This window comes from Streptomyces sp. GESEQ-35, from assembly GCF_017948485.1.
GTDB lineage: Bacteria > Actinomycetota > Actinomycetes > Streptomycetales > Streptomycetaceae > Streptomyces.
Window position 1 is genome coordinate 402,931 of the sequence record NZ_JAFFSX010000005.1, and the last position, 25,098, is coordinate 428,028.

General features: G+C 71.4%; 23 protein-coding genes. 11 read left to right on the plus strand and 12 right to left on the minus strand.

From position 1 onward, the window contains the following. Positions 1-78: 78 nt before the first annotated feature. On the minus strand, positions 79-990 hold the full coding sequence (locus KCH87_RS13445) for an endonuclease/exonuclease/phosphatase family protein (protein ID WP_210586256.1): 912 nt from the start codon (positions 988-990) through the stop codon (positions 79-81). A 195-nt stretch (positions 991-1,185) separates the two neighbouring features. On the opposite strand from KCH87_RS13445, the gene KCH87_RS13450 reads away from it, so the two are divergent. Both KCH87_RS13450 and KCH87_RS13455 read left to right on the plus strand, forming a co-directional pair. Then, positions 1,186-2,490: an aldolase/citrate lyase family protein gene (locus tag KCH87_RS13450; RefSeq protein ID WP_210586257.1), complete on the plus strand. Its 1,305-nt coding sequence runs from the start codon at positions 1,186-1,188 to the stop codon at positions 2,488-2,490. Positions 2,491-2,593: 103 nt separating this feature from the next. Beyond that, on the plus strand, positions 2,594-4,411 hold the full coding sequence (locus KCH87_RS13455; RefSeq protein ID WP_210586258.1) for a serine/threonine-protein kinase: 1,818 nt from the start codon (positions 2,594-2,596) through the stop codon (positions 4,409-4,411). On the opposite strand, the gene KCH87_RS13460 is transcribed toward KCH87_RS13455, so the two are convergent. Further along, positions 4,357-5,151, minus strand: coding sequence for a hypothetical protein (locus tag KCH87_RS13460; RefSeq protein WP_210586259.1), 795 nt, complete (start codon positions 5,149-5,151; stop codon positions 4,357-4,359). The genes KCH87_RS13455 and KCH87_RS13460 overlap by 55 nt on opposite strands. A gap of 8 nt (positions 5,152-5,159) precedes the next feature. Further along, the gene (locus KCH87_RS13465; RefSeq protein WP_210586260.1) at positions 5,160-6,266 is read right to left on the minus strand and encodes a LacI family DNA-binding transcriptional regulator; all 1,107 of its coding nucleotides are present in this window, start codon (positions 6,264-6,266) and stop codon (positions 5,160-5,162) included. 168 nt (positions 6,267-6,434) lie between these two features. Here KCH87_RS13465 and KCH87_RS13470 point away from each other — a divergent pair, with 168 nt between their 5' ends. Continuing rightward, positions 6,435-7,388: an ROK family protein gene (locus KCH87_RS13470; RefSeq protein ID WP_210586261.1), complete on the plus strand. Its 954-nt coding sequence runs from the start codon at positions 6,435-6,437 to the stop codon at positions 7,386-7,388. A gap of 57 nt (positions 7,389-7,445) precedes the next feature. On the opposite strand, the gene KCH87_RS13475 is transcribed toward KCH87_RS13470, so the two are convergent. Then, positions 7,446-9,440 carry an NPCBM/NEW2 domain-containing protein gene (locus KCH87_RS13475; RefSeq protein ID WP_247196126.1) on the minus strand — a complete coding sequence of 665 codons (1,995 nt, stop codon included), beginning with the start codon at positions 9,438-9,440 and terminating at the stop codon, positions 7,446-7,448. Positions 9,441-9,604: 164 nt separating this feature from the next. Beyond that, positions 9,605-9,943 carry a hypothetical protein gene (locus tag KCH87_RS13480; protein WP_210586263.1) on the minus strand — a complete coding sequence of 113 codons (339 nt, stop codon included), beginning with the start codon at positions 9,941-9,943 and terminating at the stop codon, positions 9,605-9,607. Positions 9,944-10,060: 117 nt separating this feature from the next. Between KCH87_RS13480 and KCH87_RS13485 the strand changes: the two genes are divergently transcribed. After that, complete coding sequence (locus KCH87_RS13485) at positions 10,061-10,381, plus strand: hypothetical protein (protein WP_210586328.1); 321 nt, start codon at positions 10,061-10,063, stop codon at positions 10,379-10,381. 145 nt (positions 10,382-10,526) lie between these two features. Beyond that, the gene (locus tag KCH87_RS13490) at positions 10,527-11,567 is read left to right on the plus strand and encodes an NUDIX hydrolase (protein WP_210586264.1); all 1,041 of its coding nucleotides are present in this window, start codon (positions 10,527-10,529) and stop codon (positions 11,565-11,567) included. Positions 11,568-11,577: 10 nt separating this feature from the next. Here the strand turns inward: KCH87_RS13490 and KCH87_RS13495 are convergent, their stop codons facing one another. Next, positions 11,578-12,618, minus strand: a complete 1,041-nt coding sequence (locus KCH87_RS13495; RefSeq protein WP_210586265.1) for a protein kinase family protein — start codon at positions 12,616-12,618, stop codon at positions 11,578-11,580. Between the two features lie 11 nt (positions 12,619-12,629). Beyond that, complete coding sequence (locus KCH87_RS13500; protein WP_210586266.1) at positions 12,630-13,985, minus strand: dipeptidase; 1,356 nt, start codon at positions 13,983-13,985, stop codon at positions 12,630-12,632. A gap of 133 nt (positions 13,986-14,118) precedes the next feature. Here KCH87_RS13500 and KCH87_RS13505 point away from each other — a divergent pair, with 133 nt between their 5' ends. Further along, positions 14,119-15,360, plus strand: coding sequence for a geranylgeranyl reductase family protein (locus KCH87_RS13505; RefSeq protein WP_210586267.1), 1,242 nt, complete (start codon positions 14,119-14,121; stop codon positions 15,358-15,360). On the opposite strand, the gene KCH87_RS13510 is transcribed toward KCH87_RS13505, so the two are convergent. Then, on the minus strand, positions 15,350-15,799 hold the full coding sequence (locus KCH87_RS13510) for a nitroreductase family deazaflavin-dependent oxidoreductase (protein ID WP_210586322.1): 450 nt from the start codon (positions 15,797-15,799) through the stop codon (positions 15,350-15,352). The two genes, KCH87_RS13505 and KCH87_RS13510, sit on opposite strands and share 11 nt — an antisense overlap. 177 nt (positions 15,800-15,976) lie before the next feature. On the opposite strand from KCH87_RS13510, the gene KCH87_RS13515 reads away from it, so the two are divergent. Further along, positions 15,977-16,693, plus strand: a complete 717-nt coding sequence (locus KCH87_RS13515) for a TetR/AcrR family transcriptional regulator (RefSeq protein ID WP_210586268.1) — start codon at positions 15,977-15,979, stop codon at positions 16,691-16,693. 154 nt (positions 16,694-16,847) lie between these two features. Here the strand turns inward: KCH87_RS13515 and KCH87_RS13520 are convergent, their stop codons facing one another. Next, on the minus strand, positions 16,848-17,669 hold the full coding sequence (locus KCH87_RS13520; protein WP_210586269.1) for an AfsR/SARP family transcriptional regulator: 822 nt from the start codon (positions 17,667-17,669) through the stop codon (positions 16,848-16,850). Between the two features lie 108 nt (positions 17,670-17,777). Here KCH87_RS13520 and KCH87_RS13525 point away from each other — a divergent pair, with 108 nt between their 5' ends. Genes KCH87_RS13525 through KCH87_RS13535 form a run of 3 tightly spaced genes read left to right on the plus strand, consistent with a single transcriptional unit; the run spans position 17,778 to position 21,873 of the window. Then, the gene (locus KCH87_RS13525; protein ID WP_210586270.1) at positions 17,778-19,922 is read left to right on the plus strand and encodes an MMPL family transporter; all 2,145 of its coding nucleotides are present in this window, start codon (positions 17,778-17,780) and stop codon (positions 19,920-19,922) included. A 53-nt stretch (positions 19,923-19,975) separates the two neighbouring features. Continuing rightward, entirely contained in the window at positions 19,976-21,211 is a 1,236-nt protein-coding gene (locus KCH87_RS13530; RefSeq protein WP_210586271.1) for a sensor histidine kinase, read from the plus strand. Continuing rightward, positions 21,208-21,873, plus strand: coding sequence for a response regulator transcription factor (locus tag KCH87_RS13535; RefSeq protein WP_210586272.1), 666 nt, complete (start codon positions 21,208-21,210; stop codon positions 21,871-21,873). The genes KCH87_RS13530 and KCH87_RS13535 overlap by 4 nt, the downstream gene beginning before the upstream one ends. On the opposite strand, the gene KCH87_RS13540 is transcribed toward KCH87_RS13535, so the two are convergent. Further along, entirely contained in the window at positions 21,834-22,118 is a 285-nt protein-coding gene (locus KCH87_RS13540; RefSeq protein ID WP_210586273.1) for a DUF6332 family protein, read from the minus strand. The two genes, KCH87_RS13535 and KCH87_RS13540, sit on opposite strands and share 40 nt — an antisense overlap. Before the next feature lie 255 nt (positions 22,119-22,373). After that, positions 22,374-23,855, minus strand: a complete 1,482-nt coding sequence (locus tag KCH87_RS13545; protein ID WP_210586274.1) for an MFS transporter — start codon at positions 23,853-23,855, stop codon at positions 22,374-22,376. 87 nt (positions 23,856-23,942) lie between these two features. Here KCH87_RS13545 and KCH87_RS13550 point away from each other — a divergent pair, with 87 nt between their 5' ends. Further along, entirely contained in the window at positions 23,943-24,332 is a 390-nt protein-coding gene (locus tag KCH87_RS13550; RefSeq protein ID WP_210586275.1) for a MarR family winged helix-turn-helix transcriptional regulator, read from the plus strand. Between the two features lie 9 nt (positions 24,333-24,341). Here the strand turns inward: KCH87_RS13550 and KCH87_RS13555 are convergent, their stop codons facing one another. Continuing rightward, entirely contained in the window at positions 24,342-25,082 is a 741-nt protein-coding gene (locus KCH87_RS13555; RefSeq protein WP_210586276.1) for a maleylpyruvate isomerase family mycothiol-dependent enzyme, read from the minus strand. Between the last annotated feature and the right edge of the window lie 16 nt (positions 25,083-25,098).

The following is a 25,098-nucleotide window of genomic DNA, read 5'->3' on the forward strand; positions in this document are numbered from 1 at the left end:
CAGCGACGCCCTGCACGCACCCTCGCCGCACGCCCGCGCTCCGCGCGGACGACGGGGCAACTCAGAACAGGCCCTGGCTCATCCCAGCGTCAGCGACGCCTGCACCGGCAGGTGGTCGCTCGGGAACTGGCCGTTCGCGGCGAAGGTGTTGATCGACGCGCGGTGCGTCGTGACCCCCGGCGTGGCCAGGATCCAGTCGATTCGGTCGCCGTCCGGCGTCAGCGGCTTGTAGCCGTGGAACGTCGCGTACAGCGGGCTCCGCTCGGCGGCCGTGTCCCAGGTGTCGACGAGACCGGCGCTCAGCATGGTGTCGTAGACCGGGTTCTTGTGGGCCGCGACATTGAAGTCGCCCGTCACCAGGAGGGGCAGCGCGGGGTCCAGTCCGGCGATCCGCTGGACGGTCAGCGCGGCGGCACGCGCGCGTGCGTTCTGGCTCGCGTTGTCGAGGTGGGTGTTGAGGAAGTAGAACTCCCGGCCGCCGTCGGCCAGATCGCGGAAGCGGACCCAGGTGACCATCCGGATGGAGCCGCCGCCCCAGGTGTTGGAGCCGATGACGTTCGGGGTGTCGGAGAGCCAGAAGTGGTCGTACTCGAGCGGGGCGAGCCGGCGGGTGTCGTAGAAGATCGCCATGAACTCGTCGCGGCTGCCGCCCGCGCGCCCGGTGCCGATCCAGTCGTAGTGGGCCCCGAGATCCGACTCGATGTCCCGGAGCTGCTGGTAGAGGCCTTCCTGGGTGCCGATGAGGTGGAGGCCTTCGCGGCGCAGCAGCTCCCGCATCACCGGTCTGCGGACGGTCCAGCTGTTGGGTTCGGTGGTGCTAGCGAAGCGGAGGTTGAAGGACATGACCTCCAGGTGGCCGTTCGCGGACCGGGATTCCTCCGCCGAGGCGGACGGTCCGGACAGTGCTGTACTGGAGAGCGGAACGGCGACCGCCGCCGCTAACGCGGTCTTCAGACCCAGACGGCGCGTGACTCGGCTGTGCTGCGGCACGGGGGCTCCTTCGGTAGAGGCTGCCGGGCGAGTCGTGCGTACGGAAGTGTTCTATCGCCATGTGAGATGGGCGTGAACATGTCGAAAGCCTGGAGTGGACCGGTTCCGAAGTGGTGTTGACCGGCGGGAAGGTCCCCGGATAACTTCGTTCTACGGATTGTTGATTCCGTACTGCGGAAAACAGGAGGGTGTGGGATGGGTCAGGGCCAGCAGGAGAAGGTGGCGACAAGCCTCGCGGGCGCCGTCAGCGAGGAGATCAGCGCCTCCCTCGCGCCGGTCGACGCCGAACTGGAGCGCCGCTACCCCGGCGACCCCGGCACCCGTCAGCCCGTCCACACCGTCTACGTCCCCGGTGACGTCTTCGCCGCCGACACCATCCGCTCCTGGGGCGACAAGGCCCTCGCCGCCCTGGATGAACACGCCCCGGATGCCGCCTCGTTCGCCGCCGTCCTCGGCCTCGCGGACGACCTCGCCGAGCCCGTCCACGCGCGCGTGCGGGCCAAGCTGGAGCACGAGCCCATCGAGGACCTGCGCGTCGACTTCGAGGACGGCTACGGCCCGCGCCCGGACGCCGAGGAGGACGAGGCGGCGGCCCGTGCGGCCAGGCTGATCGCCGAGGCGTACGAGAACCGCACGGCGGCTCCGTACATGGGCATCCGTATGAAGTGTATGGAGGCGCCGGTACGGGACCGGGGCATCCGCACCCTCGACATCTTCCTGACCGGGCTGATGGAGGCCGGCGGGCTGCCCGACGGGCTGGTCCTGACGCTGCCCAAGGTGACGTACGCCGAGCAGGTCACCGCCATGGTGCGACTCCTGGAGGCCTTCGAGAAGGCGCGCGGTATCGAGCCCGGCCGGATCGGCTTCGAGATCCAGATCGAGACCAGCCAGTCCATCCTCGCCACCGACGGCACCGCCACCGTCGCCCGTATGATCCATGCCGCCGAGGGCCGCGCCACCGGCCTGCACTACGGCACCTTCGACTACAGCGCCTGCCTCGGCGTCTCCGCCGCCTACCAGGCCAGCGACCACCCGGCCGCCGACCACGCCAAGGCGATCATGCAGGTCGCGGCGGCGGGCACGGGCGTACGCGTCTCGGACGGCTCCACCAACGTCCTCCCGATCGGTACCACCGCGAAGGTCCACGACGCCTGGCGGCTGCACTACGGCCTCACCCGGCGCGCCCTGGCCCGCGCCTACTACCAGGGCTGGGACATGCACCCCGGTCACATCCCGACCCGGTACGCGGCCGTCTTCGCCTTCTACCGCGAGGGCTTCGAGCAGGCCGCGGCCCGCCTCACCCGGTACGCCAACCGGGCCGGCGGCGACGTCATGGACGAGCCCGCCACCGCGAAGGCGCTGAGCGGGTATCTGCTGCGGGGCCTGGACTGCGGCGCGCTCGACATCGCCGAGGTCGCGCGCGCGACCGGGCTCACCAGGGCCGACCTGGAGGGCTTCGCGGTACCCCGGCGCGGGGATCTGACGGCATCCGCCAAGTGACGAAGTAGCGGAGCTGTCACAGCCGAGGTCTCCTGACCGCGCTGTCACTGGCGCCCCGTAGTCTGTACGGCACGAAAAGGCGTGTCACAGGAACGGGGCAGCGGTGTCATCGGGGGAGAACGGACAGACGGACGAGGCCGGTCGACTGCTGGCCGGGCGCTATCGCGTCGTGGCCCAGCTCGGACGCGGCGGCATGGGCGTGGTCTGGCGGGCCGTCGACGAGGTCCTCGGTCGCGAGGTCGCCGTCAAGGAACTGCGCACCTATACCGATGCCGACGGCCCCGAGCTCGCCGATCTACGGCTGCGAATGCAACGCGAGGCCCGCGCGGCGGCCCGGGTGCGTCACCCCGGAGTCGTGGCCGTGCACGACGTGTCCGAGGTCGACGGCCGTCCGCTGATCGTCATGGAACTGGTCGACGGCCCGTCCCTGGACGCGGTCCTGCGCGAGCGTGGCCCCCTCGACCCGCGCGAGGCGGCCGGCATCGGAGCCAAGGTGCTGGACGCGTTGGCCGCGGCCCACCGCGCCGGCGTCCTGCACCGCGACGTGAAGCCGGGCAACATCCTGCTCGAGCGCTCGGGCCGCGTGGTCCTCACCGACTTCGGCATCGCCACCATGGACGACCCGGGCGACGGCTCGAACACCCACCTCACCCGCACCGGCCACCTCGTCGGATCTCTGGACTACATGGCCCCCGAGCGGGCCCAGGGCGCCGACCCCGGCCCGGCCTCCGACGTCTGGGCGCTGGGCGCCACGCTCTACGCGGCCGTCGAGGGCGTCGCGCCCTTCCGCCGTACGTCGACCTTCTCCACCCTCACCGCCATCGTCGCCGAACCGCCGCCGGAGCCGCACCGGGCCGGACCCCTCGGCCCCGTGCTCCAACTCCTGCTGGACAAGCGGCCCGAGGGCCGTCCGGCGGCCGACGAGGCACGGGAGCTGCTTCAGCGGGTGGCGGACGGGTCGGGGACGGACGTACCGACGACGACACTGCGGGCGAGCGGCGTTCCTCGGGAAGAGACACAGCCCAGCATTCCTCCGGCGGTGCCGTCGGGGTTCGGGCCGCCGGAGCCCGCCGCGCCCGTGACGCAGGGGGCGGAAGCGCCAGGACCGTCCGGGCAGGAGGGACCGACCGGTTCGGGGACACCGGGCTTCGGTTCGCCGGCACAGGCCGGACCAGGGACACCGGGCTTCGGCCCGGCCACGCCCGTCGCCCAGGACTCGGCCCCCACCGACCCTGTCGCCGCGTCGGCCCCTTCCCGCCGCAAGGGACGTGGCCTGCTGGCCGCGGCGGCCGTCATCGTCGTCCTCGCGGCGACTGGGGGCACCATCGCCCTGGTGAACAACAAGGGCGATGCGAAAGCCGGCGCCCGGCCCACGTCTTCCGCCACCTCCGCCGGTGTGACGCCTTCGGCGTCCGGCAGCCCGGACGCCGACCGCTCCGACACCGCCAAGCCCACCGAGCAGGGCGACGAGAGGACACCCACGCCGTCGTCGGCGCCGCCCGAGAAGGGCGAGGACACGTCCGGCGGCCAGGATTCCACACCCGCACCGACCAAGACGGCCGGCGGCGGCACGACGGGAGGCGGCGCCAACAGCGGTGGCTCGACCGGCGGGGGCGGCGAGACCACCCCGCCGCCGACCGCCGCCTGCGAGTCCATCGGCGGCGGCAAGTACAACTGCGAGGTCTGGATGACCGCCAAGTCGTACACCGCCGACGGCACCGAGGCCGGCACCCTCAACGCGGGCACCAACTACTTCTACTGCCAGGCGAATCTGGGGCGCAGGGAGACCTACGGCGAGTGGACGAACGTCTGGTGGGCCAAGACGGACGACGATAGCGGCAACACCGGCGTCTACATCAGCGACGTCTACATCCAGGGCGGTGACAACGACCAGCCGGTCCCCGGGCTCCCGACCTGCTGAACCGTCAGGTACCGCTCCAGTCCCGAGGCCGTCACCAGCGTCTCCTCGGCGAGCAGCCGCGTCCCCGCCGCGCACAGCCGCCAGTCGGCACGGGCCCGCGCGCAGAACTCCTCCGGCGTGCCACCGAACAGCTCCCTCAACCGCGCCGAGCCCGCGAGGAGTTCGGTGAGCAGCGCACGCTGCCCCGGGTGGGTGCGCGGGGCGCCGGTGCCGTCGTGCAGGACGCCGCGGCGGTTGACGTACACGAACGCACCGCGAAGCCCGGTGCCGTCCTCCAGCTCCACGAGCACCTCCGGCGCGGGCAGCCAGACTCGGCCGTAGTTGCCGCCCGGCAGCGGCACGCCCTCGCTCGTGTCGACCACCGCGAGCTGTTCGGCATCCAGCCAGGTAACGAACAACTCCCGGACCTGACCCGGCGCTTCGAACGGTGACGCGGACACATAGCCCATGCGGCTCACATGCGCTGAGACGCCGACCTCGACGCCCGTGACCCGGGCCTTCACCATCGGCACGGGGGAGGCGATCCCCGACGCGGCCATCTTGTACCGCAGTTGGGCCGGGCAGGCGTTGGAGCCGACCGCGAGAACGGGGACGCGGTCCTCGTACACCAGCCGGTCGAGCGGCAGCAGCCGGTCACCGTCCAGGAGGCCGGACTCCTTCGGCCACGCGCCCGGGTAGAGCAGCGGATGATCGCGCGGAGCGTCGGCAAGGTCCAGCGATTCCAGGGTGCGGTCGTCCACGGGCGCCCTCAGTCCGTCGGCGCCAGTTCGCCCGAGCCGCGGGTGATCAGCCGGGTGGGGAGCTCGATGCGCTCGGGGACGAGCAGGGAGCCGTCCAGCTGGCGGAAGAGGCGCTCGGCCGCGGTACGGCCGAGGGTGGCGGCGTCCTGGGCGACGACCGTGACGCCCGGCTGAAGCAGATCGGCGAGCTCGATGTCGTCGAACCCGACCAGGGCAACCCGGCGGGAGTGCTCGGCGAGCACCCGGATCACGGTGACCGTCACGCGGTTGTTGCCCGCGAAGACCGCGGTCACGGGCGAGGGACCGGAGAGCATCTCCTCGGTCGCCCGGCGCACCCGCTCGGGGTCCGTCACGCCCAGGGACATCCAGGAGTCCTCGACCGGTATCCCCGCGTCCTCCATGGCCGCCCGGTAGCCGCGCAGCCGCTCGGCGGCCGTGTGGATGCGGGGCATGTCGCCGATGAAGCCGATCCGGCGGTGGCCGTGGGCGATGAGGTGGGCCACACCGTCGCGGGCGCCGCCGTAGCTGTCCGAGAGCACGACATCGGCGTCGATCTTCCCGGCCGGACGGTCCACGAACACGGTGGCCACGCCCGCCCTCAGCTCCGGCTCCAGATAACGGTGGTCGTCACCGGCCGGGATGACGACCAGCCCGTCCACCCGCCGTGCGCACAGCGCCAGCACCAGCTCCTGCTCACGGTCCGGGTCCTCCGCGCTGGAGCCGTTGATGAGCAGGGCGCCGTGTGCGCGGGCCACCTCCTCGACCGCGCGGCTGAGCGGCCCGTAGAACGGGTCCGCGAGGTCCTCCAGGACCAGGCCGATACTGGCGGTACGGCCCTTGCGGAGCACCCGCGCGCTGTCGTTGCGGCGGAAGCCCAGGGCGTCGATGGCCTCCTGGACGCGGCGCTCCGTCTCGGGTGTGACCCCCGGCTCTCCGTTGACCACGCGCGACACTGTTTTCAGACCGACTCCCGCACGCGCCGCCACGTCCTTCATGGTGGGACGATTGCCGTAGCGGTTCCCGGAGATGCGGTCTGCGAAGCGATCTGCACGGCGGCTGGTCTCGGGCACAGTGCGCTGTCCTGTCCTGTCGTCCACGGGGATGCGTCGGGCCATGGTCTTGTATGAGGATGTGGCGTCGAGCATAGAGCCTGGACAACGTTGTCAGATGCGGGAGAGACTGTCCACCGCAATCTCCGGCCTGCGTCCCCACCGTGAGACCGGCCCACCCTTTTCCCGTTGTAGACGGGGAGATCCGATCCTTGACGGGGAGATCAGACACTGATGCACACCGACCTCGTGGCCGCGCTCGACATCGGCGGCACCAAGATCGCCGGAGCGCTGGTGGACGGCCACGGCAGCATCCTGGTGCGTGCGCAGCGCGCGACGCCGGCGCAGGAGGACGGCGAATCCGTGATGCGCGCCGTCGAGGAGGTGCTCGGCGAACTCACCGCGTCCGAGCTGTGGGGCCGGGCGACCGCCCTCGGCATCGGCAGCGCGGGCCCGGTGGACGCCTCCGCGGGCACGGTGAGCCCGGTGAACGTGCCCGGCTGGCGCGACTACCCGCTCGTACGGCGCGTGCGGGCCGCCGCCGGAGGGCTGCCCGTCGAGCTGATCGGCGACGGCGTGGCGATCACGGCGGCCGAGCACTGGCAGGGCGCCGCCCGCGGCCACGACAACGCACTGTGCATGGTCGTCTCCACGGGCGTCGGCGGCGGCCTGGTCCTGGGCGGCCAGCTGCACCCCGGGCCGACCGGCAACGCGGGCCACATCGGCCACATCAGCGTGGACCTCGACGGCGACCCCTGCCCGTGCGGTTCGCGCGGCTGCGTGGAGCGCATCGCGAGTGGCCCGAACATCGCGCGGCGCGCGATCGAAGGCGGCTGGCGTCCGGGCCCCGACGGTGACACGTCCGCCGCCGCGGTGGCCGCCGCCGCCCGCGCGGGCGACCCGGTCGCCGTTGCCTCCTTCGAGCGCGCCGCCCAGGCCCTGGCCGCCGGCATCGCCGCCACCGCGACCCTGGTCGAGATCGACATCGCGGTCATCGGCGGGGGTGTCGGCAAGGCGGGCGATGTGCTGTTCACCCCGCTGCGCAAGGCGCTGGCCGACTACGCCACCCTGTCCTTCGTCCAGCGACTGACGGTGACGCCGGCGCAGATGGGGACGGACGCGGGACTGGTGGGTGCGGCCGCGGCCGCGCTCGCCAAGGGGGCGGACGCGGCCGCGGCGGGGGTGTGAGGCGGGACGGCCTCGGCAGGAACGTTCAGCCTGCGGCTGACTGCGAAGGCGCCGGCCTCAGCAGCTCAGCTGCGCGTCCGCCCAGTCCGCGTGGTCCCAGGTGGAGCCGTCGCCGCCGTCGGTGACGACGAGGCGGATCGTCTCGGCGCCCGTCACGTCCGCGGTCAGCGGCTGGGCAGGCATCGCGGTGGTGAGAACGCCCGTCGAGGCGGCTTTGGTGCCGTCGGCCCAGATCTCGAAGGCGACGGTGCCGGTTGTCTGTGCCTCGTCATCGACACCGACATCCGCGCTGACCGTCTCGCACCCGCCGCCGGCGTAGTACTCGACCACGCTCTCGGCGTGCACACCGAGCCCCTTGTCGTACACGACTCCCTCAAGAGTGATGGGGTTGCCGTCCCCCGCGCTGTTCTCGCCGTTGCTGGTGTTGCGCTCGACCGGCCCCCAGCCGTTGGTGGTCGACAGCCACGGAAGATCACCGAGCCCGGACGTCCCTGAGGGTGGTGCCACCACCACGGACACGGCAATGGGCACCGTGCTGTCGACCCGGGTACCCGACGGGGAGCGGTAACTCGCCTTGAGCGTCAGGTCGTACGGCCCTGCGGGCGTCCCCTGCGGAGGGATCACCTGCCACTTCGTGCGCAGCGACTTGCCCGTGGGTACGACCTTCGCGGTCGTCGGTGACTGCGCTTTGACGGTCCACCCCTCGGGCCCGGTCAGCTTGGCGGAGACGCGCTCGGCAGGTGTGCGTCCCAGGTCGGTGACGGTGGACGTCAGAGCGGCCGGCGCGCCTGGCTCGAGCAACGGGCTGCCGTCCAGGCCGAGTTCGACGGCGGGCGGGTGCTCGGCCCAGCGGGGGTCGGCCGCGACCCGTACGAGAACGGTGCCGTGCGCCGGGACGGTGGCCGAGATCGCGCCCGCGGTGTTGTAGCTCTTGTGCTGCCACAGGTCGCGCAGGGTGTAGGCGCGGGCTTCGGGCAGGCCGACGGCCGACGCGGACGTGGTGACGCGCTGGGCCCTGCCGGACTCGTTGAACAGCGCCACCGCGCGGCTGCCGTCCCGCATCTCCTTGGCGACGACCCAGCGTCCGCCCTCCGACGACACGACCGTGCCCTGCTTGCCCAGCGGGTCCTGGTCGACCCCGATGACCTCCTTGTTGCCGAGGATCTCGAAGGTCGCGTCGGACGCTCCGCGCAGGTCGGAGCCGATCAGCAGCGGCGCGGCCATGATCGACCAGAGCGAGAAGTGCGAGCGGTACTCGGTGTCCGTCATGCCGCCGTTGCCGACCTCCAGCATGTCGGGGTCGTTCCAGCGCCCCGGACCGGCGTGCTCTGCGAGCGGGAGGTTCTGCTTCAGGATCGACAGCATCGAACTCCAGCTGTCGCTGATGTCGCCGGTGGTGCGCCACAGCTGTCCGACGTCTGCCGCCCACTCCCAGGGTTTGTTCTCGCCCCATTCGCAAATGCTGTAGACGATGGGCCGACCGGTCGCCAGGAGGGCGTCGCGCATGGTGGTGTAGCGCTGCTTCGCGTCCACGCCTTGGTTGTTGCAGTTGTCGTACTTGAGGTAGTCGACACCCCAGTCGGCAAACTGCTGCGCGTCGCTGTACTCGTGGCCCAGCGCGCCCGGGAAGCCTGCGTCGTTGCAGGTCTTCGTGCCGGCGCTGGTGTAGATGCCGAACTTGAGCCCCTTGGCGTGCACGTAGTCGGCGACCGCCTTGAGGCCGTTCGGGAAGCGGGCGGGGTCGGGCACGAGTTTGCCGTTCGCGTCCCGCGTCGGCAGGGCCCAGCAGTCGTCGAGGTTGACGTATTGGTATCCGGCGTCCTTGAGGCCCTTCTCGACGAATATGTCGGCGATTCCCTTGACCATGGATTCGTCGAACTCGGCACGGCAGTTCGTGGAGTTCCAGTTGTTGAAGCCCATCGGCGGGGTGAGGGCGAGGCCGTCGGCCGGGGCCGGGGCTGTGTTGTCGGCGTTCTCGGCGGCTGCGGCGGCGTGGACAGGTGCGGCGAGTCCTGCCGTGCACAGGAGCCCTGCCGTGAGTGCTCCGACCATTCTTCTGCGGGTTGTGCGGGTGTGAGGGTGACGCATCGTTACGCTTCCTCCGAACCAGCGAAAGATGGGATGACTGCATGTACGCGTCATCGGTGCCAGTGCGTTTACGGTAGGACGTGTCGGAGTCTGTTGGAAGATGCGCGTTCGATTGTGTTGGGCCGTGCTCACATTTCCGAGAAGCGGCGTGCGAGGTCGCGCAACGAGGCCGCCGCACGCTCCGCGTCGTCCCGCGGAAGAGTGGAGCCCGCCATGGCACTCAGGCGCTCGATCTCCTCGGCCAGGCGCAGATGCTGCCGAGCGGCGTGTTCACGGCAGGGCAGGCAGGTCACGCTCTCCGGACGCGACGACGTCATCGCGTACGGCACACGCACACCGCATCCGGTGGTGACGGTGGCCGGGAGATCGGCTGCGAGACCGAAGGTGGCCGCCAGCATGTTGCGCGTGGCGGCACTGTCGCGCACCGCCTTCGCGTCGACGTGGATGTGGTCGCCCCGCCCGCTCATCCGCTCTCCTCGTCGCAGCCGCCAAGCAGAGCATGCCAGGTCGGGCCGATGGAGCCTCAGTGGTTCCGTCGGGAAGCGTTGCGTGACCCCGGCCCGGTTCCCGCAGTTGAAACCGGCATGAAGAAGCGCAGCATGCTCGCCATCGCCTCCCTTGCCACCGGTTTCGTCGTCGCGGCCGTCTCGCCGTCCCATGCCCACGAGGACGACCCGGCCCTTCCGCACGGTCCGGCCGCCCCCGACGGTCCGGCCGTGATCGACGGTCCGGCCGTTCTCCACGGTCCGGCTGTTCTCGGCAGCAATCCGGCCGTGGTCCACAGTCCGGCTGTTCTCGACGTCGACGAGACCATCGGCACCGTCGACCCGGTCCTCGCCAGGGAGTTCCGTATGGCGATGGATGACACTCCGCACGTGAAGAAGGGCAAGGGCAAGATCGGCTGACGAGGCCGACCGCCGGAGCACGGCGCCGGTGACCCCCGCTGTCGGGGTTCACCGGCGCCGCCGTATCCGCGCCCTAAACGGGGGCTGGTTTTGGTGGCAGGGTGGAGCGGGCAAGCCACAGGGGGCCAACAGAAGAGGGGGAACCGTGATCGTCTGGATCAACGGTGCGTTCGGTGCGGGGAAGACCACGACCGCACGGGAACTGATCGACCTGATCCCGAACAGCACGCTCTTCGACCCCGAGGTCATCGGCGGAGCACTGGCGCACCTGCTCCCGCCCAAGCACCTCGCCGAGGTCGGCGACTACCAGGATCTGCCGATCTGGCGGCGACTCGTGATCGACACGGCGGCCGCGCTGCTCGCCGAGCTCGGCGGGACCCTGGTGGTCCCGATGACCCTGCTGCGCCAGGACTACCGTGACGAGATCTTCGGTGGTCTCGCCGCACGCCGGATCAGTGTCCGGCATGTGCTGCTCGCCCCGGCTGAAACGATCCTGCGGGAGCGAATAGCGGGACGGGAGGTCCCGCCCGACCTGCCCGACGGTGAGATGCGCGTACGGCAGTGGTCCCACGACCACATAGAGCCGTACCGCGCGGCCCTCGCCTCCTGGCTCACCGCCGACGCCCACCCCGTCGACACCGGCGCTCTCACCCCGTACGAGACCGCGGTTCGCATCGCCGACGCGGTCAGCAGCGGCACCGTCCCCGTCTGCGACATCGTGCAGACCCCGGAGCCCACCGCCGAGACGGTCGCCGCAGGTGTCCTCCTCTTCGACGAACACGACCGGGTGCTGCTGGTCGACCCCACCTACAAGGCCGGCTGGGAGTTCCCGGGCGGTGTCGTCGAAGCCGGCGAGGCGCCCGCCCGCGCGGGCATGCGCGAGGTCGCCGAGGAGACCGGGATCCGGCTCGACGACGTACCCCGGCTGCTCGTCGTGGACTGGGAACCGCCCGCACCGCCCGGCTTCGGCGGCCTGCGCCTTCTCTACGACGGCGGCCGCCTCGACTCCACCGACGCCGACCGGCTTCTGCTGCCCGGCCCCGAACTGCGCGACTGGTGCTTCGCCACCGAGGCGGAAGCCGCCGACCTCCTGCCGCCCGTCCGCTACGAGCGGCTGAGGTGGGCATTGCGGGCACGCGAACGCGGGGCGGCGCTGTATCTGGAAGGCGGGATCCCCACGCCGTGACCCTGCGTCGTCACGCGTTCGTGGTGAGCGCCGTCCGGAGTGCCTCGTACGGAAGCGGCGTCTCCCGGCTCTCGTCCTGGAGCCGCCCGATGAAGTCCGCCATCACCGCGGCCGTCTGCGCATGCCGGGCCACGATCCGCGCCGCGACCGGCGGCAGCCCCTCCGGCGGAGCGCCCCCGGCACACGCACGCATGAAGGCATCACGCTCCTTGCTGCCGCAGCCCCGCAGGGTGCTGACGAGCCAGTTCGCGAGATACCCGGAGGCGTACGCGCGGTCGTAGTCACGGTGCCGGTCGTAGAAGTCCCTCTCCTCAGGGGTGAGTCGGAAGCGGGAGGAGAGGGCGAGGCCGTAGTCGGCGAGGTAGAGGCGGTGGCCGTCCGTGAGGAAGTTGGTGAAGTGGGTGTCCAGGTGCAGGAGTTCCTGGCCCCGCAGGAAGGTGATGACGGCCTCGATCTCGCTCTCCACGAACGCGCAGGCCGTGTCGTCCCTGGTGAGTTGCTCGGCGAGCCAGTCGTGCAGCGTGTACGGCACGTACTCCAGGAACAGCGTCAGGCTCGCGGTAGCGGACGCCAGTGCCTCGATCCGCGCCCGCACCTGCTCGGCGCCGCGCCGATAGGAGGCGACGGCCCGCTCCACGTCGGCCAGTTCCTCCGGGAGCGGCTGGACCGCATCGGGCAGCACCCGCCAGTGGTGGAGCAGCGGGAACCCCGCGAACCGGCCCGCCACCACCCAGTTCGTCGTCATCTCGTGGGCAGCCAGCTCCCGCCAGGCCCCGAACCCCGGGCCCCCGATGTTGTACTGGCAGTGGGACGGCAGCCCGAAGAGGTTCGCGGTGGAGCGGACGTTCGCCGGACGCAGCTCCAGCTCCGTGAGCGGCACCCGCTTCACGAAGACACGGCGGCCGGCGACCTCTGCGATCGCGCCGCGTCCGCCGATGCCCGTGGTGACGGAGGTGCTCGCCGCCACCAGCTCGGCGAGTTCGCGGTCGCTGAGGAGGGCCAGGAAGGTCGCGATGTCACTGTGCGCGGCGAGCCGCGCGGTCGTGGACACGGCCCGGTGGGTCAGTTGCCCGCGTAGTTGCGCAGGAACAGCGCCTCCGCCACCGAGAGCCGCTCCAACTCCCGCGGCGACACGCTCTCGTTCACCGCGTGGATCTGGGCCTCCGGCTCGCTCAGGCCGATGAGCAGGATCTCCGCGCTCGGGTAGAGAGCGGCGAGCGTGTTGCACAGGGGAATGGAGCCGCCCTGGCCGGCGTACTGCATCTCCTGGCCGGGGTACGCGACCGCCATCGCCTCGGCCATCGCCGCGTAGGCCGGGCTGGTCGTGTCGGCGCTGAACGCCTGACCCTGGCCGATCTGCTCGGTCCGCACCCGGGCGCCCCACGGCGTGTGCGCCTCCAGGTGGGCCTGGAGCAGCTTGGTCGCCTCGGTCGCGTCCACGCCCGGCGGCACCCGGAGGCTGACCAGCGCGCGGGCGCTCGCCTGCACGGACGGGGTGGCGCCGACGACCGGCGGGCAGTCGATGCCGAGGACCGTCACAGCAGGGCGCGCCCAGATACGGTCGGCGACCGCGCCCGAGCCGATCAGCTCGACGCCGTCGAGGACCTTGGCGTCCTTGCGGAACTGCTCCTCGTCGTAACTCAGCCCGTCCCACGACTTCTCGTCGATGAGCCCGTCGACCGTCGTCGAACCGTCCTCGGCACGCAGCGAGTCCAGTACGCGGATCAGCGCGCCCAGCGCGTCGGGTGCGGCGCCGCCGAACTGGCCCGAGTGCAGGTTGCCTTCGAGCGTGTCTATCCGGACGCGGACGAGCGTCATGCCGCGCAGGGTCGCGGTGACCGTCGGCAGGCCGACGCGGAAGTTGCCCGCGTCGCCGATGACGATGGTGTCGGCCTCCAGGAGGTCCAGGTGCTCCTCGGCGTACCGCTCCAGGCCGCCGGTGCCCATCTCCTCGGACCCCTCCGCGATCACCTTCACGTGCACCGGCACGCCGCCGTTCGCCTTGAGGGCGCGCAGCGCGAGCAGGTGCATGATCACGCCGCCCTTGCAGTCGGCGGCGCCACGGCCGTACCAGCGGCCGTCCCGCTCGGTGAGTTCGAAGGGCGGGGTGGTCCAGGCGGCCTCGTCCAGCGGCGGCTGCACGTCGTAGTGGGCGTAGAGCAGGACCGTCTTCGCGCCCTCGGGGCCGGGCAGGTAGCCGTACACCGACTGCGTGCCGTCGGGGGTGTCGAGCAGGGCCACGTCCTGGAAGCCCTCGGTGCGCAGCGCGTCGGCGACCCAGTTCGCGGCGCCCTCGCTCTCGCTCTTCGGGAACTGGTCGAAGTCCGCCACCGACTTGAACGCCACCAGTTCGGTGAGCTCCGCCCGCGCCTTCGGCATCAGGGAGGCGACGGTCTCGGCGACCGGATTCGACGACATGGGCACGCTCCTTGTGGGTGCGACGTTGTGACGAGTAAGTGCTGTGATCCTCCCACAGCGGACTGTGGCGAAAGCCGCCGTAGGATGCGGGAGACAGGTGCGGCAGCGGCTTGATCAGGAGCAGTAGACCATCGTGAGCAGCGAGAACTCTTCGGCGAACGACGTGCAGCAGGTGTGGGACGTCGTCGTGGTGGGCGCGGGACCCGCGGGGGCCTCGGCCGCGTATGCGGCGGCGGTCGCGGGGCGACGCGTCCTGTTGCTGGAGAAGGCCGAGCTGCCGCGCTACAAGACATGCGGCGGCGGCATCATCGGCCCCTCGCGCGACTCCCTGCCGCCCGGCTTCGAGCTGCCGCTGCGGGACCGGGTGCACGCGGTCACGTTCTCCAACAACGGACGTTTCACGCGTACGCGCCGCTCCAGGCAGATGCTGTTCGGCCTGATCAACCGGCCCGAGTTCGACCAGCAGCTCGTCGAGCACGCGCAGAAGGCGGGCGCCGAGCTGCGTACGGGCGTCACGGTGGCGCGGGTCGAGCAGCACGGCTCGGCGGTGCCGGACCGGCGCACGGTCGCCGTCGTCCTCCAGGGCGGTGAGACGCTGCTCGCGCGCGCGGTCGTCGGGGCCGACGGCAGCGCCAGCCGCATAGGCGCGCACGTCGGGGTGAAGGTCGACCAGGTGGATCTGGGCCTGGAGGCGGAGATCCCGGTGCCGGAGACGGTCGCCGAGGACTGGAAGGGGCGGGTGCTCATCGACTGGGGGCCCATGCCCGGGAGTTACGGGTGGGTGTTTCCCAAGGGGGACACGCTGACGGTCGGGGTCATCTCGGCGCGGGGCGAAGGCGCGGCGACGAAGCGGTATCTGGAGGACTTCGTCGGGCGGCTGGGGCTCGCCGGATTCGAACCCAGCATCTCCTCCGGCCACCTGACGCGCTGCCGTGCCGATGACTCGCCTCTGTCACGCGGGCGGGTGCTGGTGTGCGGGGACGCGGCGGGGCTGCTCGAGCCGTGGACGCGCGAGGGCATCTCGTTCGCGCTGCGGTCGGGGCGGCTCGCGGGGGAGTGGGCGGTACGGATCGGCGAGGCGAACGACGCGGTGGACGCCCGGCGCCAGGCCCTGAACTACGCGTTCGCCATCAAGGCGGGCCTGGGTGTGGAGATGGCGGTCGGCAAGCGGCTGCTGACCCTGTTCGAGCGGCGCCCCGGGCTCTTCCACGCGGCGCTGTCCGGTTTCCGGCCGGCCTGGAAGGCCTTCGCGGACATCACGCGTGGCTCGACGTCCCTCGGCGAGCTCGTCCGCTCGCATCCGATGGCCCAGCGCGCCCTGACCGCGCTGGACCGCCGCCCCGTCGGCGGCGAGGCCGGTGACGTCAGCTCGTGACCGTGATCCGGAACACCGGGTGGTCGGGGGCGATGCGACGCAGCTCCTCGTCGGACGAGTCGGGGCCGACACCCTTGAAGAACACGCCGACCTCGGCCTTCCAGCGCTTGAGGTAGGCGCGCAGCAGCGGGGCCTTGTCGTCGTCGGCGACCTCGGTCGCCGTGAACGTCTCCGCGTTCTTGCCGAGCCGCAGCTCGCCGCCGCCCGCGGCCCGCATGTTGTGCGTCCACTGGACGTGACCGCGGGGCGCCACCAGGTACTGCGTGCCGTCCACGGTGAGCAGGTTGACCGGTGTCGTGCGCCACTCGCCGCTCTTGCGGCCGCGGACGGCCAGGACCCGGGAGCCCCAGACGCTGACGCCGCGGCGCGTCATCCATGCCACGGAACGGTTGAAGACGTTGACCGTGAACCAGCCGGGCTTCTGGACGTGGGTGGACATGGACATCGGGGACCCCCATCGATGGTGGAAGAGCGGCGCTCGCTTTTGTGAGCACTGCTCTCGATGCTGGTGAAAGTGTGCCCGAGATCAGTGATCCAAAGCAAGAGCACTGCTCTCTTTTGAGTTCACTGCTCGCGTTTGTGTGCAGTGCTCCAAAAACATGGAACACTCCTTCGTATGAGTACCGCACAAGGAGCCCGCGCCCGAGCCAGGATCGAGGTCACCGCCGCCATTAAGGACGAGGCGCGCAAACAGCTCGCGGCCGAAGGCGCCGCCAAGCTCTCGCTGCGGGCCGTTGCCCGCGCACTCGGCATGGCCTCCTCCGCGCTCTACCGCTACTTCCCCAGCCGCGACGACCTGCTCACCGCCCTCATCATCGACGCCTACAACTCCGTGGGCCAGAGCGCGGAAGCGGCGCACGAGAAAGCCGCGGACGCCGGGCCCGCCCAGCGCTGGGTCGCGGTGTGCGAGGCGGTACGCGCCTGGGGGCTCGGGCATCCGCACGAGTACGCGCTGATCTACGGCTCGCCGGTCCCCGGCTACACCGCACCCGACGACACCGTCCCCGCCGCCTCCCGGGTCGGCCTCCTCCTCATCGGCATCGTCCGCGACGCGCACCAGGGCCTCGGCCTGGCCAGGCCGCCGCTGCCCGCCGAACTGCGCCCCGAGGCGGTACGGATGACGGCCGACCTCGCGCCCGACCTGCCGCCCGAGACGGTGACGGCGCTCGTCGCGGCCTGGGCGCAGCTGTACGGGCTGGTCGGGTTCGAGCTGTTCGGTCAGTTCCACCGGGTCGTGGAGGACCGCGAGACGTTCTTCCGGCATGCCGTGGCTCAACTCGCTCACGGCGTGGGCCTGGTGTATCCGCAGCAGGGCCGCGCCACGGCCCGCTGAGCGCTCCGCGGGGTGCCGTGATGGGTCGTCGGTCGCCTGCGGGTCCGTTGTGGCTGGTCGCGCCCACGCGGCGGAGCCGCACATTGATACAGCCCCGCGCCCCTTTGGGGCGCTGCGGAACCGCATACGACTTCGCCCGGCCCGCTCAGGGGATCTACGGCACCGGTACCACGGGCGACGGCAGCAACACCGGGTCCTGGCGCAGGATCCGCTCGTGCAGCGACCGCAGTGCGGGCCCCGGATCCGCGCCCATCGCCTCGGCGAGCCGCTGCCGCGCCCCCTCGTACGCCGTGAGCGCGTCCGTCGGCCGGCCGGTGCGGCACAGCGCCAGCATCAGCAACTCGACGAGGCGTTCGCGCAGGGGGTGTGCCGCCACGAGCCGGACGAGTTCATGGACGTACTCGAAGGACTGGCCGAGTTCGATCGCTCCGGCCAGCCGGGCCTCGAGGACGGTGAGCCGTTTCTCGGCCCAGCGCAGCCGTTCCGCCGCCAGGTAAGGCGCCTGTAGGCCTTCGGCGAAATCGCCGCGCCACAACTCCTCGGCACGCCGGGCCAGTTCACCGGCCCGGCGCAGCTCGCCCGCGTCCCGCGCGGCCAGCGCCTCGTCCACCAGGCGGCGCCGCTCCCGCAGGTCGTCGGCCCCGGCGCCGGTGAGCAGATATCCGGTGCCGGTCCACGACAGTTCAGGCCCGTCCCCGAGCGCACGGCGCAGCCCGGAGACGTACTTCTGCACCAGGTTGCGCACATGCACCGGCGGCGTCCCGCCCCACACGGCCTCGACCAGGCCGTCGTAGGACAAGGGGCGCCCCTCCTGGAGCAACAGTACGGCGAGTACCGCGCGTTGCTTGGGTGGGCCGAGCGGGATCTCCACACCGTCGCGCAACGCGCGCAGCGGGCCGAGCAGTTCGAAACGCAGGGCGGGTGAGGCCGCCGCGAGCGCCATGTGCGGGCCGTGCGCAGTCCCCGTTGTCCCCATGTGCCGAGCCTAACGCGGACCCTGTCTTCCAGCGGATCTTCCAGCGGGCCTTCCAGCGCCCCGGCCGACGGTGATCGAGCACACCAGCCCCCGCAGAAAGGTGACTTCATGCTCACCCGGCTCGGCCGACTCGCCGTGCGGTACAGCCGTGCCGTGCTGATCGGCGCAACCCTCGTCCTCCTCGGCCTCGGTGCGTACGGCGCGGGTGCCCAGGACGACCTCGACCTTTCGGGCTGGAGCTCCCCCGGCACGGAGTCCGTGCGCGCGGGGGACAGGCTGCGCGACGGCTTCGGCACCGGCAACCCCAACCTCGCCCTGCTCGTCACGGCCCGCGACGGCGACGTGGACAGTCCGCGCACCGAACGGGCGGCCCGTGAACTCACCGCCGACGTCGAGCAGTTGCCGCTCGTCACGGACGTCACCGCGTACTGGGACGCCGGCAGCCCCGCCCTGCGTGGCGAGGACGGCAGCCGCGCCCTGATCCTGGCCCACCTCGAAGGCACCGCCACCGCGATCCGCGAGGAACTCGCCACCCTCTCACCTCAGTTGACGCGCACCACCGACGAACTCGACGTCCGGGTCGGCGGCCAGGAGGAGATCTCCCGGCAGGTCAGTGAGCAGGCCCGCACCGACTTCCTGCGCGCGGAGGCCTTCGCGCTGCCCGCCGTGCTCCTCCTGCTGATCCTCGTCTACCGGCGCACCACGGCCGCTCTGCTGACCGTCGGAGTCGGACTGTTCTCCGTCATCGGCACCCTCGCCGGGCTGCGCCTGCTCGCTCAGTTCACCGAGGTGTCGACGTTCGCCGCGAACCTGGCCCTGGTGCTCGGCCTCGGACTCGGCGTCGACTACAGCCTGTTCGTGATCAACCGGTACCGGGAGGAGCGCGCGGCGGGCCGGGATCAGCAGGCGGCCGTCCTCAGGGCGACCGTCGTGGCCGGGCGGACCGTCGTCTTCAGCGGAGTCACGGTCGCGGTGTCGCTGTGTGCGCTGCTCGTGTTCCCGTTCTTCTTCCTCAGGTCGTTCGCGTACGCCGGTGTCCTCGTCGTCCTCATCGCGGTCGCCGCGGCGGTGATCGTTCTGCCCGCCGCGCTCGGGCGGTGGGGCCACCGGGTGGAGCGGCCCACCGCGCCCGCCTCCGGCTTCTGGCACCGCACGGCCCTCGCCGCCATGCGACGCCCGCTCCTCGCCGGCGCCGGCGTCCTCACGGTCCTGCTCGTCGCCGCCGCACCCCTGCTCGGCCTGCGCTTCGGCCTCCCCGACGAGCGCACCCTCCCCGAGGGCACGTCCTCGCGGACCACCTCCGAGATCGTGCACCGGGAGTTCGCCGCCGAACCCACGGACACCGTCCAGGTCGTCCTCGGCAAACCGGCCGACACGCGCGCGTACGCCGCCGAACTCTCCCGCATCCCGGGCGTGTTCCAGGTCGACGCACCCGAGGGCACCTACCGCGAGGGCGTGCGCACCGCAGCCCCCGGCCAGGACCGGCTGACAGCACCCGACCGAAGCGTGCGCCTGGCCGTCGTACCCACCCAGCAGGCCATGTACGGCGACGTCCCCGCCTTCGTGGAACGCGTCAGGGACACCCCGGCACCCGCTCCCGCCCTGGTCGGCGGCTACCCCGGCGAGATGACCGACTTCCGCTCCACGCTCCTCGAACGGCTCCCGCTCGCCGTCGGGATCGTGCTGGTGGCGACGTACGCGATCCTCTTCCTGATGACCGGGAGCGTGCTGCTGCCCGCGAAGGCGACGGTGCTGAACCTGCTCAGCCTGTCGGTGATGTTCGGCTGCCTGGTCTGGGTCTTCCAGGACGGTCACCTCTCCGGGCTCCTGGATTTCACCCCCACGGGTTCGATCGAGCCGAGCATCCCGGTGCTGATGTTCTGCGTGGCGTACGGACTCTCCATGGACTACGAGGTCTTCCTGCTCGCGCGCATCAAGGAGGAACACGACCGGACCGGCGACACCGAGCGGGCGGTCGGCGAAGGCATCCGGCGCAGCGCCCCACTGATCACGGCAGCGGCCGGGATCCTCGCGCTGTCCTTCCTGTCGTACGCCACCGGAGGCGTCGTCTTTCTCAAGGAGCTCGGCATCGGGACCGCCCTGACGATCCTCGTCGACGCCACCCTCATCCGGGTCGTGCTGCTGCCGGTGACGATGCGGCTGGCGGGGCGCGCGAACTGGTGGGCGCCGAAGCCGCTGCGCCGGCTGCGGGTGCGGGAGAGCGAGGACGTACTTCGCGGGGAGTACGTCTGATCACCTCCCCCGGCTGACGTCCGCGGCGGCCTGCGGCGTCTAGCGTGGCGGACATGGACAAGCAGCTCGGACGCGGGGGAGGCCCGCCGCACTGGTGGCGGCACGGGCCGCCGTGGTTGAACCGGTGGGACGACGAGGAACGGGGTGTCCGGTGGCCGTGGCGTTCCACCGCGCTGCTCACCGTGTTCGTGCTCGCGGGGTCCAACTTCGCCGCCGAGGAGCAGGTCGGCGAGCGCGCTGCCCTGGACCCCTTCGCGCGGGCGCTGCTGGTCGTGGCCTGCGTCCAGCTGCTGTGGCGCAAGCGGTATCCGGTCCCGGTCGTCTTCGGCACCGCGACGGCCGCCATGATCTACTTCGGCGCCGGGTATCCGTACGGGCCGATCTTCCTCGCCGTGGCGGTGGGCTGCTTCAGCGCCATCGTCTCGGGGCACCGGCGGGCCGCCTGGGCGGCCGTCGGGATGCTCTGGGTCGGGCATGTGCTGATCGCGCACTGGCTGTACCGCTGGCTGCCGCCGTCCGGGGACGGGCCCCCGGCCTGGGGGCAGGAGGGTGTCGTCGCCGCCTGGGTGGTCGCCATCGTCGCGCTGGCCGAGCTGGTCCGGGCGCGGCGTGAGCAGTGGGACCGGGAACGGGCCGAGCGGGTGCAGGCCGCGCGGCGGCGCGCCGACGAGGAGCGGCTGCGCATCGCGCGCGAGCTGCACGACGTCCTCGCGCACAGCATCTCCGTGATCAATGTGCAGGCCGGTGTCGGCCTCGCGCTCCTGGACTCCGACCCCGAGCAGGCGCGCACGGCGCTCACCACCATCAAGGCCGCCAGCAAGGAGGCGCTCGGCGAGGTCCGCCAGGTGCTCGACACGCTGCGCACGCCGGGTGACGCGCCACGTGCGCCGGCGCCCGGACTTGATCGGCTGCCCGAACTCGTGGAGCAGGCGGCGAGCGCTGGCCTCACGGTCCAGGTCGAGGGCGAACCTCCGCCGCTCGCGCCGGGCGCCGACCTCGCCGCGTTCCGCATCGTCCAGGAGGCCCTCACCAATGTCGTACGGCACTCGGGTTCGCGGCACGCGCGCGTGCACCTCGATCACGACGGTGGCGCGCTACGGCTGCGCATCGACGACGACGGGCCCGCGACCGGCGCCGACGCCGGCGGCAGCGGCAACGGACTGGCCGGAATGCGGGAGCGGGCCGCGGCCCTGGGTGGGACGATCGAGGCGGGACCGCGCGACGACGGCGGATTCCGCGTGCTGGCGGTACTGCCGCTGAAGGTGAAGGCCAAGGAGGACGACCGGTGATCCGCGTACTGCTCGCCGACGACCAGTCCCTGGTCCGCGCAGGCTTCAAGGCGCTGCTCGACGCCCAGCCGGACATCGAGGTCGCCGGGGAGGCCGCCGACGGCGAGGAGGCGCTGCGGATGGTGCGTGAACTGCGCCCCGACGTCGTCCTCATGGACATCCGCATGCCCAAGCTCGACGGGCTGGCGTCGACCCGCCGCATCACCGACGACAGTGCGCTGGAGGACGTCAAGGTGGTCATGCTCACCACCTTCGAACTCGACGAGTACGTCTTCGAGGCGATCCGTTCGGGTGCCTCCGGCTTTCTGGTCAAGGACACCGAGCCGGAGGAACTCCTGCGCGCCGTACGGGCGGTGGTCGGGGGCGACGCGCTGCTCTCGCCGGGCGTGACGCGCCGCCTGATCGCCGAGTTCGCCGCCCGCTCCAAGGAGCCCGCGGCCGCCGACGCCCTCGCCGAACTCACCGAACGGGAACGGGAAGTGATGGCCCTGGTCGGCATCGGCCTGTCCAACGAGGAGATCGCCCGCCGCCTGGTCGTCAGCCCGCTCACCGCCAAGACCCACGTCAGCCGCACGATGGTGAAGCTGGGCGCCCGTGACCGCGCCCAACTCGTCGTGCTGGCCTACGAGTCGGGGTTGGTACGGCCGGGCTGGCTGGGCTGAGGCGCCGAGCGGAAACGGATCAGCACGCTGACGGCCCGGGCGACGAAGAGCACAGGTGCGAGGACGAGCCCGGTGCGCAGGACCAACGTCTCCACGCTGTCCGGTAGTTCGAAGAGCAGCGCCGGACCGGCGACGGCTCCGAAGACGACGGCCGCCGCGAACGCCGCGCTGAGCAAGGCGTATCCGATCTCGACGGTGATCGCGTCCCGCCGGGCCTGATCGCGCCGTCCCCCGTATTCGCTCATCCGCACAGTCTCACAAGCGTGCGCCCGGCGGAGCAAGCAGGCCCCGCCGGGCGCACGGTGTGGGAGGCGAGCCCCCTGAGCAGATCGGATGCGGTTCGTCAGCGCCCCGAAGCGGCGCGGGTCTGTGTCGATGTGCGGCTCCGCCGCGATGGAGGTCCCCCCGGGTTCGAGCGAAGCCGAGAACTTGGGGGAGCGACCAGCCACGATGGCGCCGCAGCGGACCGACGTCCACCGCGGCACCACCCAGCGGAGCGCCTAGTCGCGTACCGCGACGCGCTCTGCCTCCGCTTCCTTCACTGTGGACTTGGCGACGACGACGGACTGCTGCGGACGACTGGTGCGCAAGCCCGTCAGCGTGATCAGCAGCCCGGCGACGGCGATGCCGGTGATGACGACCAGGCCGGGCCGGTAGCTGTCGAGGACGGCCTGCGGGGTGGCGTTCTCGGGAGCGCCCGCGGTGACCACCGCCGTCACGACGGCCAGGAAGATCGCGCCGCCCACCTGGACCGAGGTGTTGAGCAGACCGGAGACCATCCCCTGCTCGTGGTCCTCGACGCCGTTGGTGGCCTGGATGTTGAGCGACGGGAAGACCAGCGCGCAGGCGGCGCCGATGAGCAGCATCGACGGCAGGATCACGGCCGCGTAGACCGGGTCGAGGTCGACGCGTAGGAATAGCGCGTACCCGACGACCATCAGCGCGAAGCCCGCCGCGATCAGCCGCTGCGTACCGAACCGGTCGACGATCGAGCCCATCTTCGTCGACGACAGCGCCACCAGCGCGCCCGCGGGCAGGAAGGCGAGCGCCGTGTGCAGTGCGGACCAGCCGAGCAGCGACTGCATGTAGAGGGTGACCAGGAACTGGAAGCCGACGTACGACCCGAAGAAGGCCATCGCGCCGAGCTGGGCGCGGATCTGGCTGCCGGAGCGCAGTACACCGAGCCGGATCAGCGGGCCCGGCGAACGCCGCTCGACGAGGACGAACACCGTCAGGAGCACGGCGACGGCGAGGAAGGACAGCAGCGTGCGGGCGGAACCCCAGCCGGCCTCCGGGGCCTGGACGACGGTGAAGACCAGCAGCAGCATCGATGCCGTGCCGAGAACGGCGCCGGGGATGTCGTATCCGTTGTGGTCCTTCTCGCGGGCGCTGCGCGGCAGCAGCTTCAGGCCGGCGATCAGGGCGATCAGGGCGATGGGCGCGGGCAGCAGCATCGTCAGGCGCCAGCTGGCCTCGGTGAGCAGACCGGACAGCACCAGGCCCATCGAGAAGCCGGTGGCCGCGCAGGTGGTGTAGATGGACAGGGCCCGGTTGCGCAGCGGGCCCTCGGGGAAGGTCGTGGTGATGATCGACAGGCCGGCGGGCGCCGTGAACGCCGCGCTCAGGCCCTTGATGAAACGGCTGGCGATCAGCAGCGGGCCCGAGTCGACGAACCCGCCGAGCAGCGAGGCGAGCGCGAACACGCCCAGGGCCACCAGGAAGACCTGACGTCGGCCGAGCAGGTCGGCGGTCCGTCCGCCGAGCAGCAGCAGGCCGCCGTATCCCAGGATGTAGCCGCTGACGATCCATTGCAGCGTCGAGGTGGACAGACCGAGGTCGGCGCCGATGGACGGCAGCGCGACCCCGACCATCGACACGTCCAGCGCGTCCAGGAACATCGCGGCGCAGAGCACCAGCAGGGTGCCCCACAGCCGAGGGGTCCAGTGCCCCTGGGATGGGGGAGTGGTGAGCGGAGAGGTCATGCCGCAGACACTACATGCGCATGCATCAAATGCAAGCGCATTTAATTCTGATGCAATAAAGCGGCCCCTCTGCTACGGTGCCGCGCTATGGCGGCGAAGAAGCCCGAACAGGCGCTCGTGGAACAGTGGCGGGACATGCTGGCACTGCATGCCCGCACGCAGTGCGAACTCGACCGCGCACTCCACCAACACGGCCTGTGCGCAAGCGACTTCGAGGTGCTGGATGTGCTGTCCGGAGACTCGTGTGCCTACCGCGTGCAGGAGATCTCCGAGCGGGTCCATCTCAGCCAGAGCGCGCTGTCACGGCTGATCGCCCGGCTGGAGAAGGACGACCTCGTCGAGCGCGCCATGTGCCCGGAGGACCGGCGGGGCGTCCGGGTAGCCCTCACCGCGAAGGGGCGCACACTGCACGGCGAGGTGCTGCCGGTGCAGCGCGAGGTGCTGACGCGGATGCTCGCCGGCAGCAGCTCCACGTGACGGCGGATCTCAGCTCCACGTGACGGCGGACTTCTCCCGCCACAGCGCGGTGAGTGAGGCGTCGCCGGTGACGGCGGGAAACGGCAGCCGGTTCCAGAGGGACAGATAGAGCCGAGCCGCCGGACCGCTGATCTCGCAGTCGGCGGCCGGGACGCTGTCGCGGGCGGCCGCGGGCGGCTCCGGAGACAGTCGTACGGTCCACACCGCGCCGTCCGTGTCCGTCGCCCGTACCCGCAGCACTCGGGGCTCATCGGTGCGGACGGCGCTCCTGCGTCGGGCGTGGAAGCCGAGCAGCAGCTCGTCGATGCCGTCCACCGCGAAGCCGGGGTCGATCTCGGACGGCGTACGGCCGCGGGCCAGCTCGGCGTCGAAACGGTGCACGGTGGTCTCGTGCGCCTGCCTCCGCGCCCAGAACGCGAGCGGCGACGGCGCGGGGAGGAAATGCCAGCACTGCACGTCGGGTGCGGCAGAGGTGAGGGTGTCGACGAGATTCCGGTGCCCCTCGCGGAACCAGGCCACGAGGTCGGTCCCGTCGAGGTCGGGCAGACCGCCGTCGGGGTGGTACGACGTGTGTCCCTCGGCCACGAAGGCCGCCGCCCAGCGATGCACCATCCCCGTGTGTCGCAGCAGGTCCCGCACCTGCCAGTCCGGGCAGGTCGGCACCTTCGCGTCGGTCCCCGCCTCCTCGGCGGCCGCGGCCAGCAACCGGCCCTCCCGGTCCACGGTCCCTACGAACTCGGGTGTCTCCATGGGCCGAGTGTGCCGT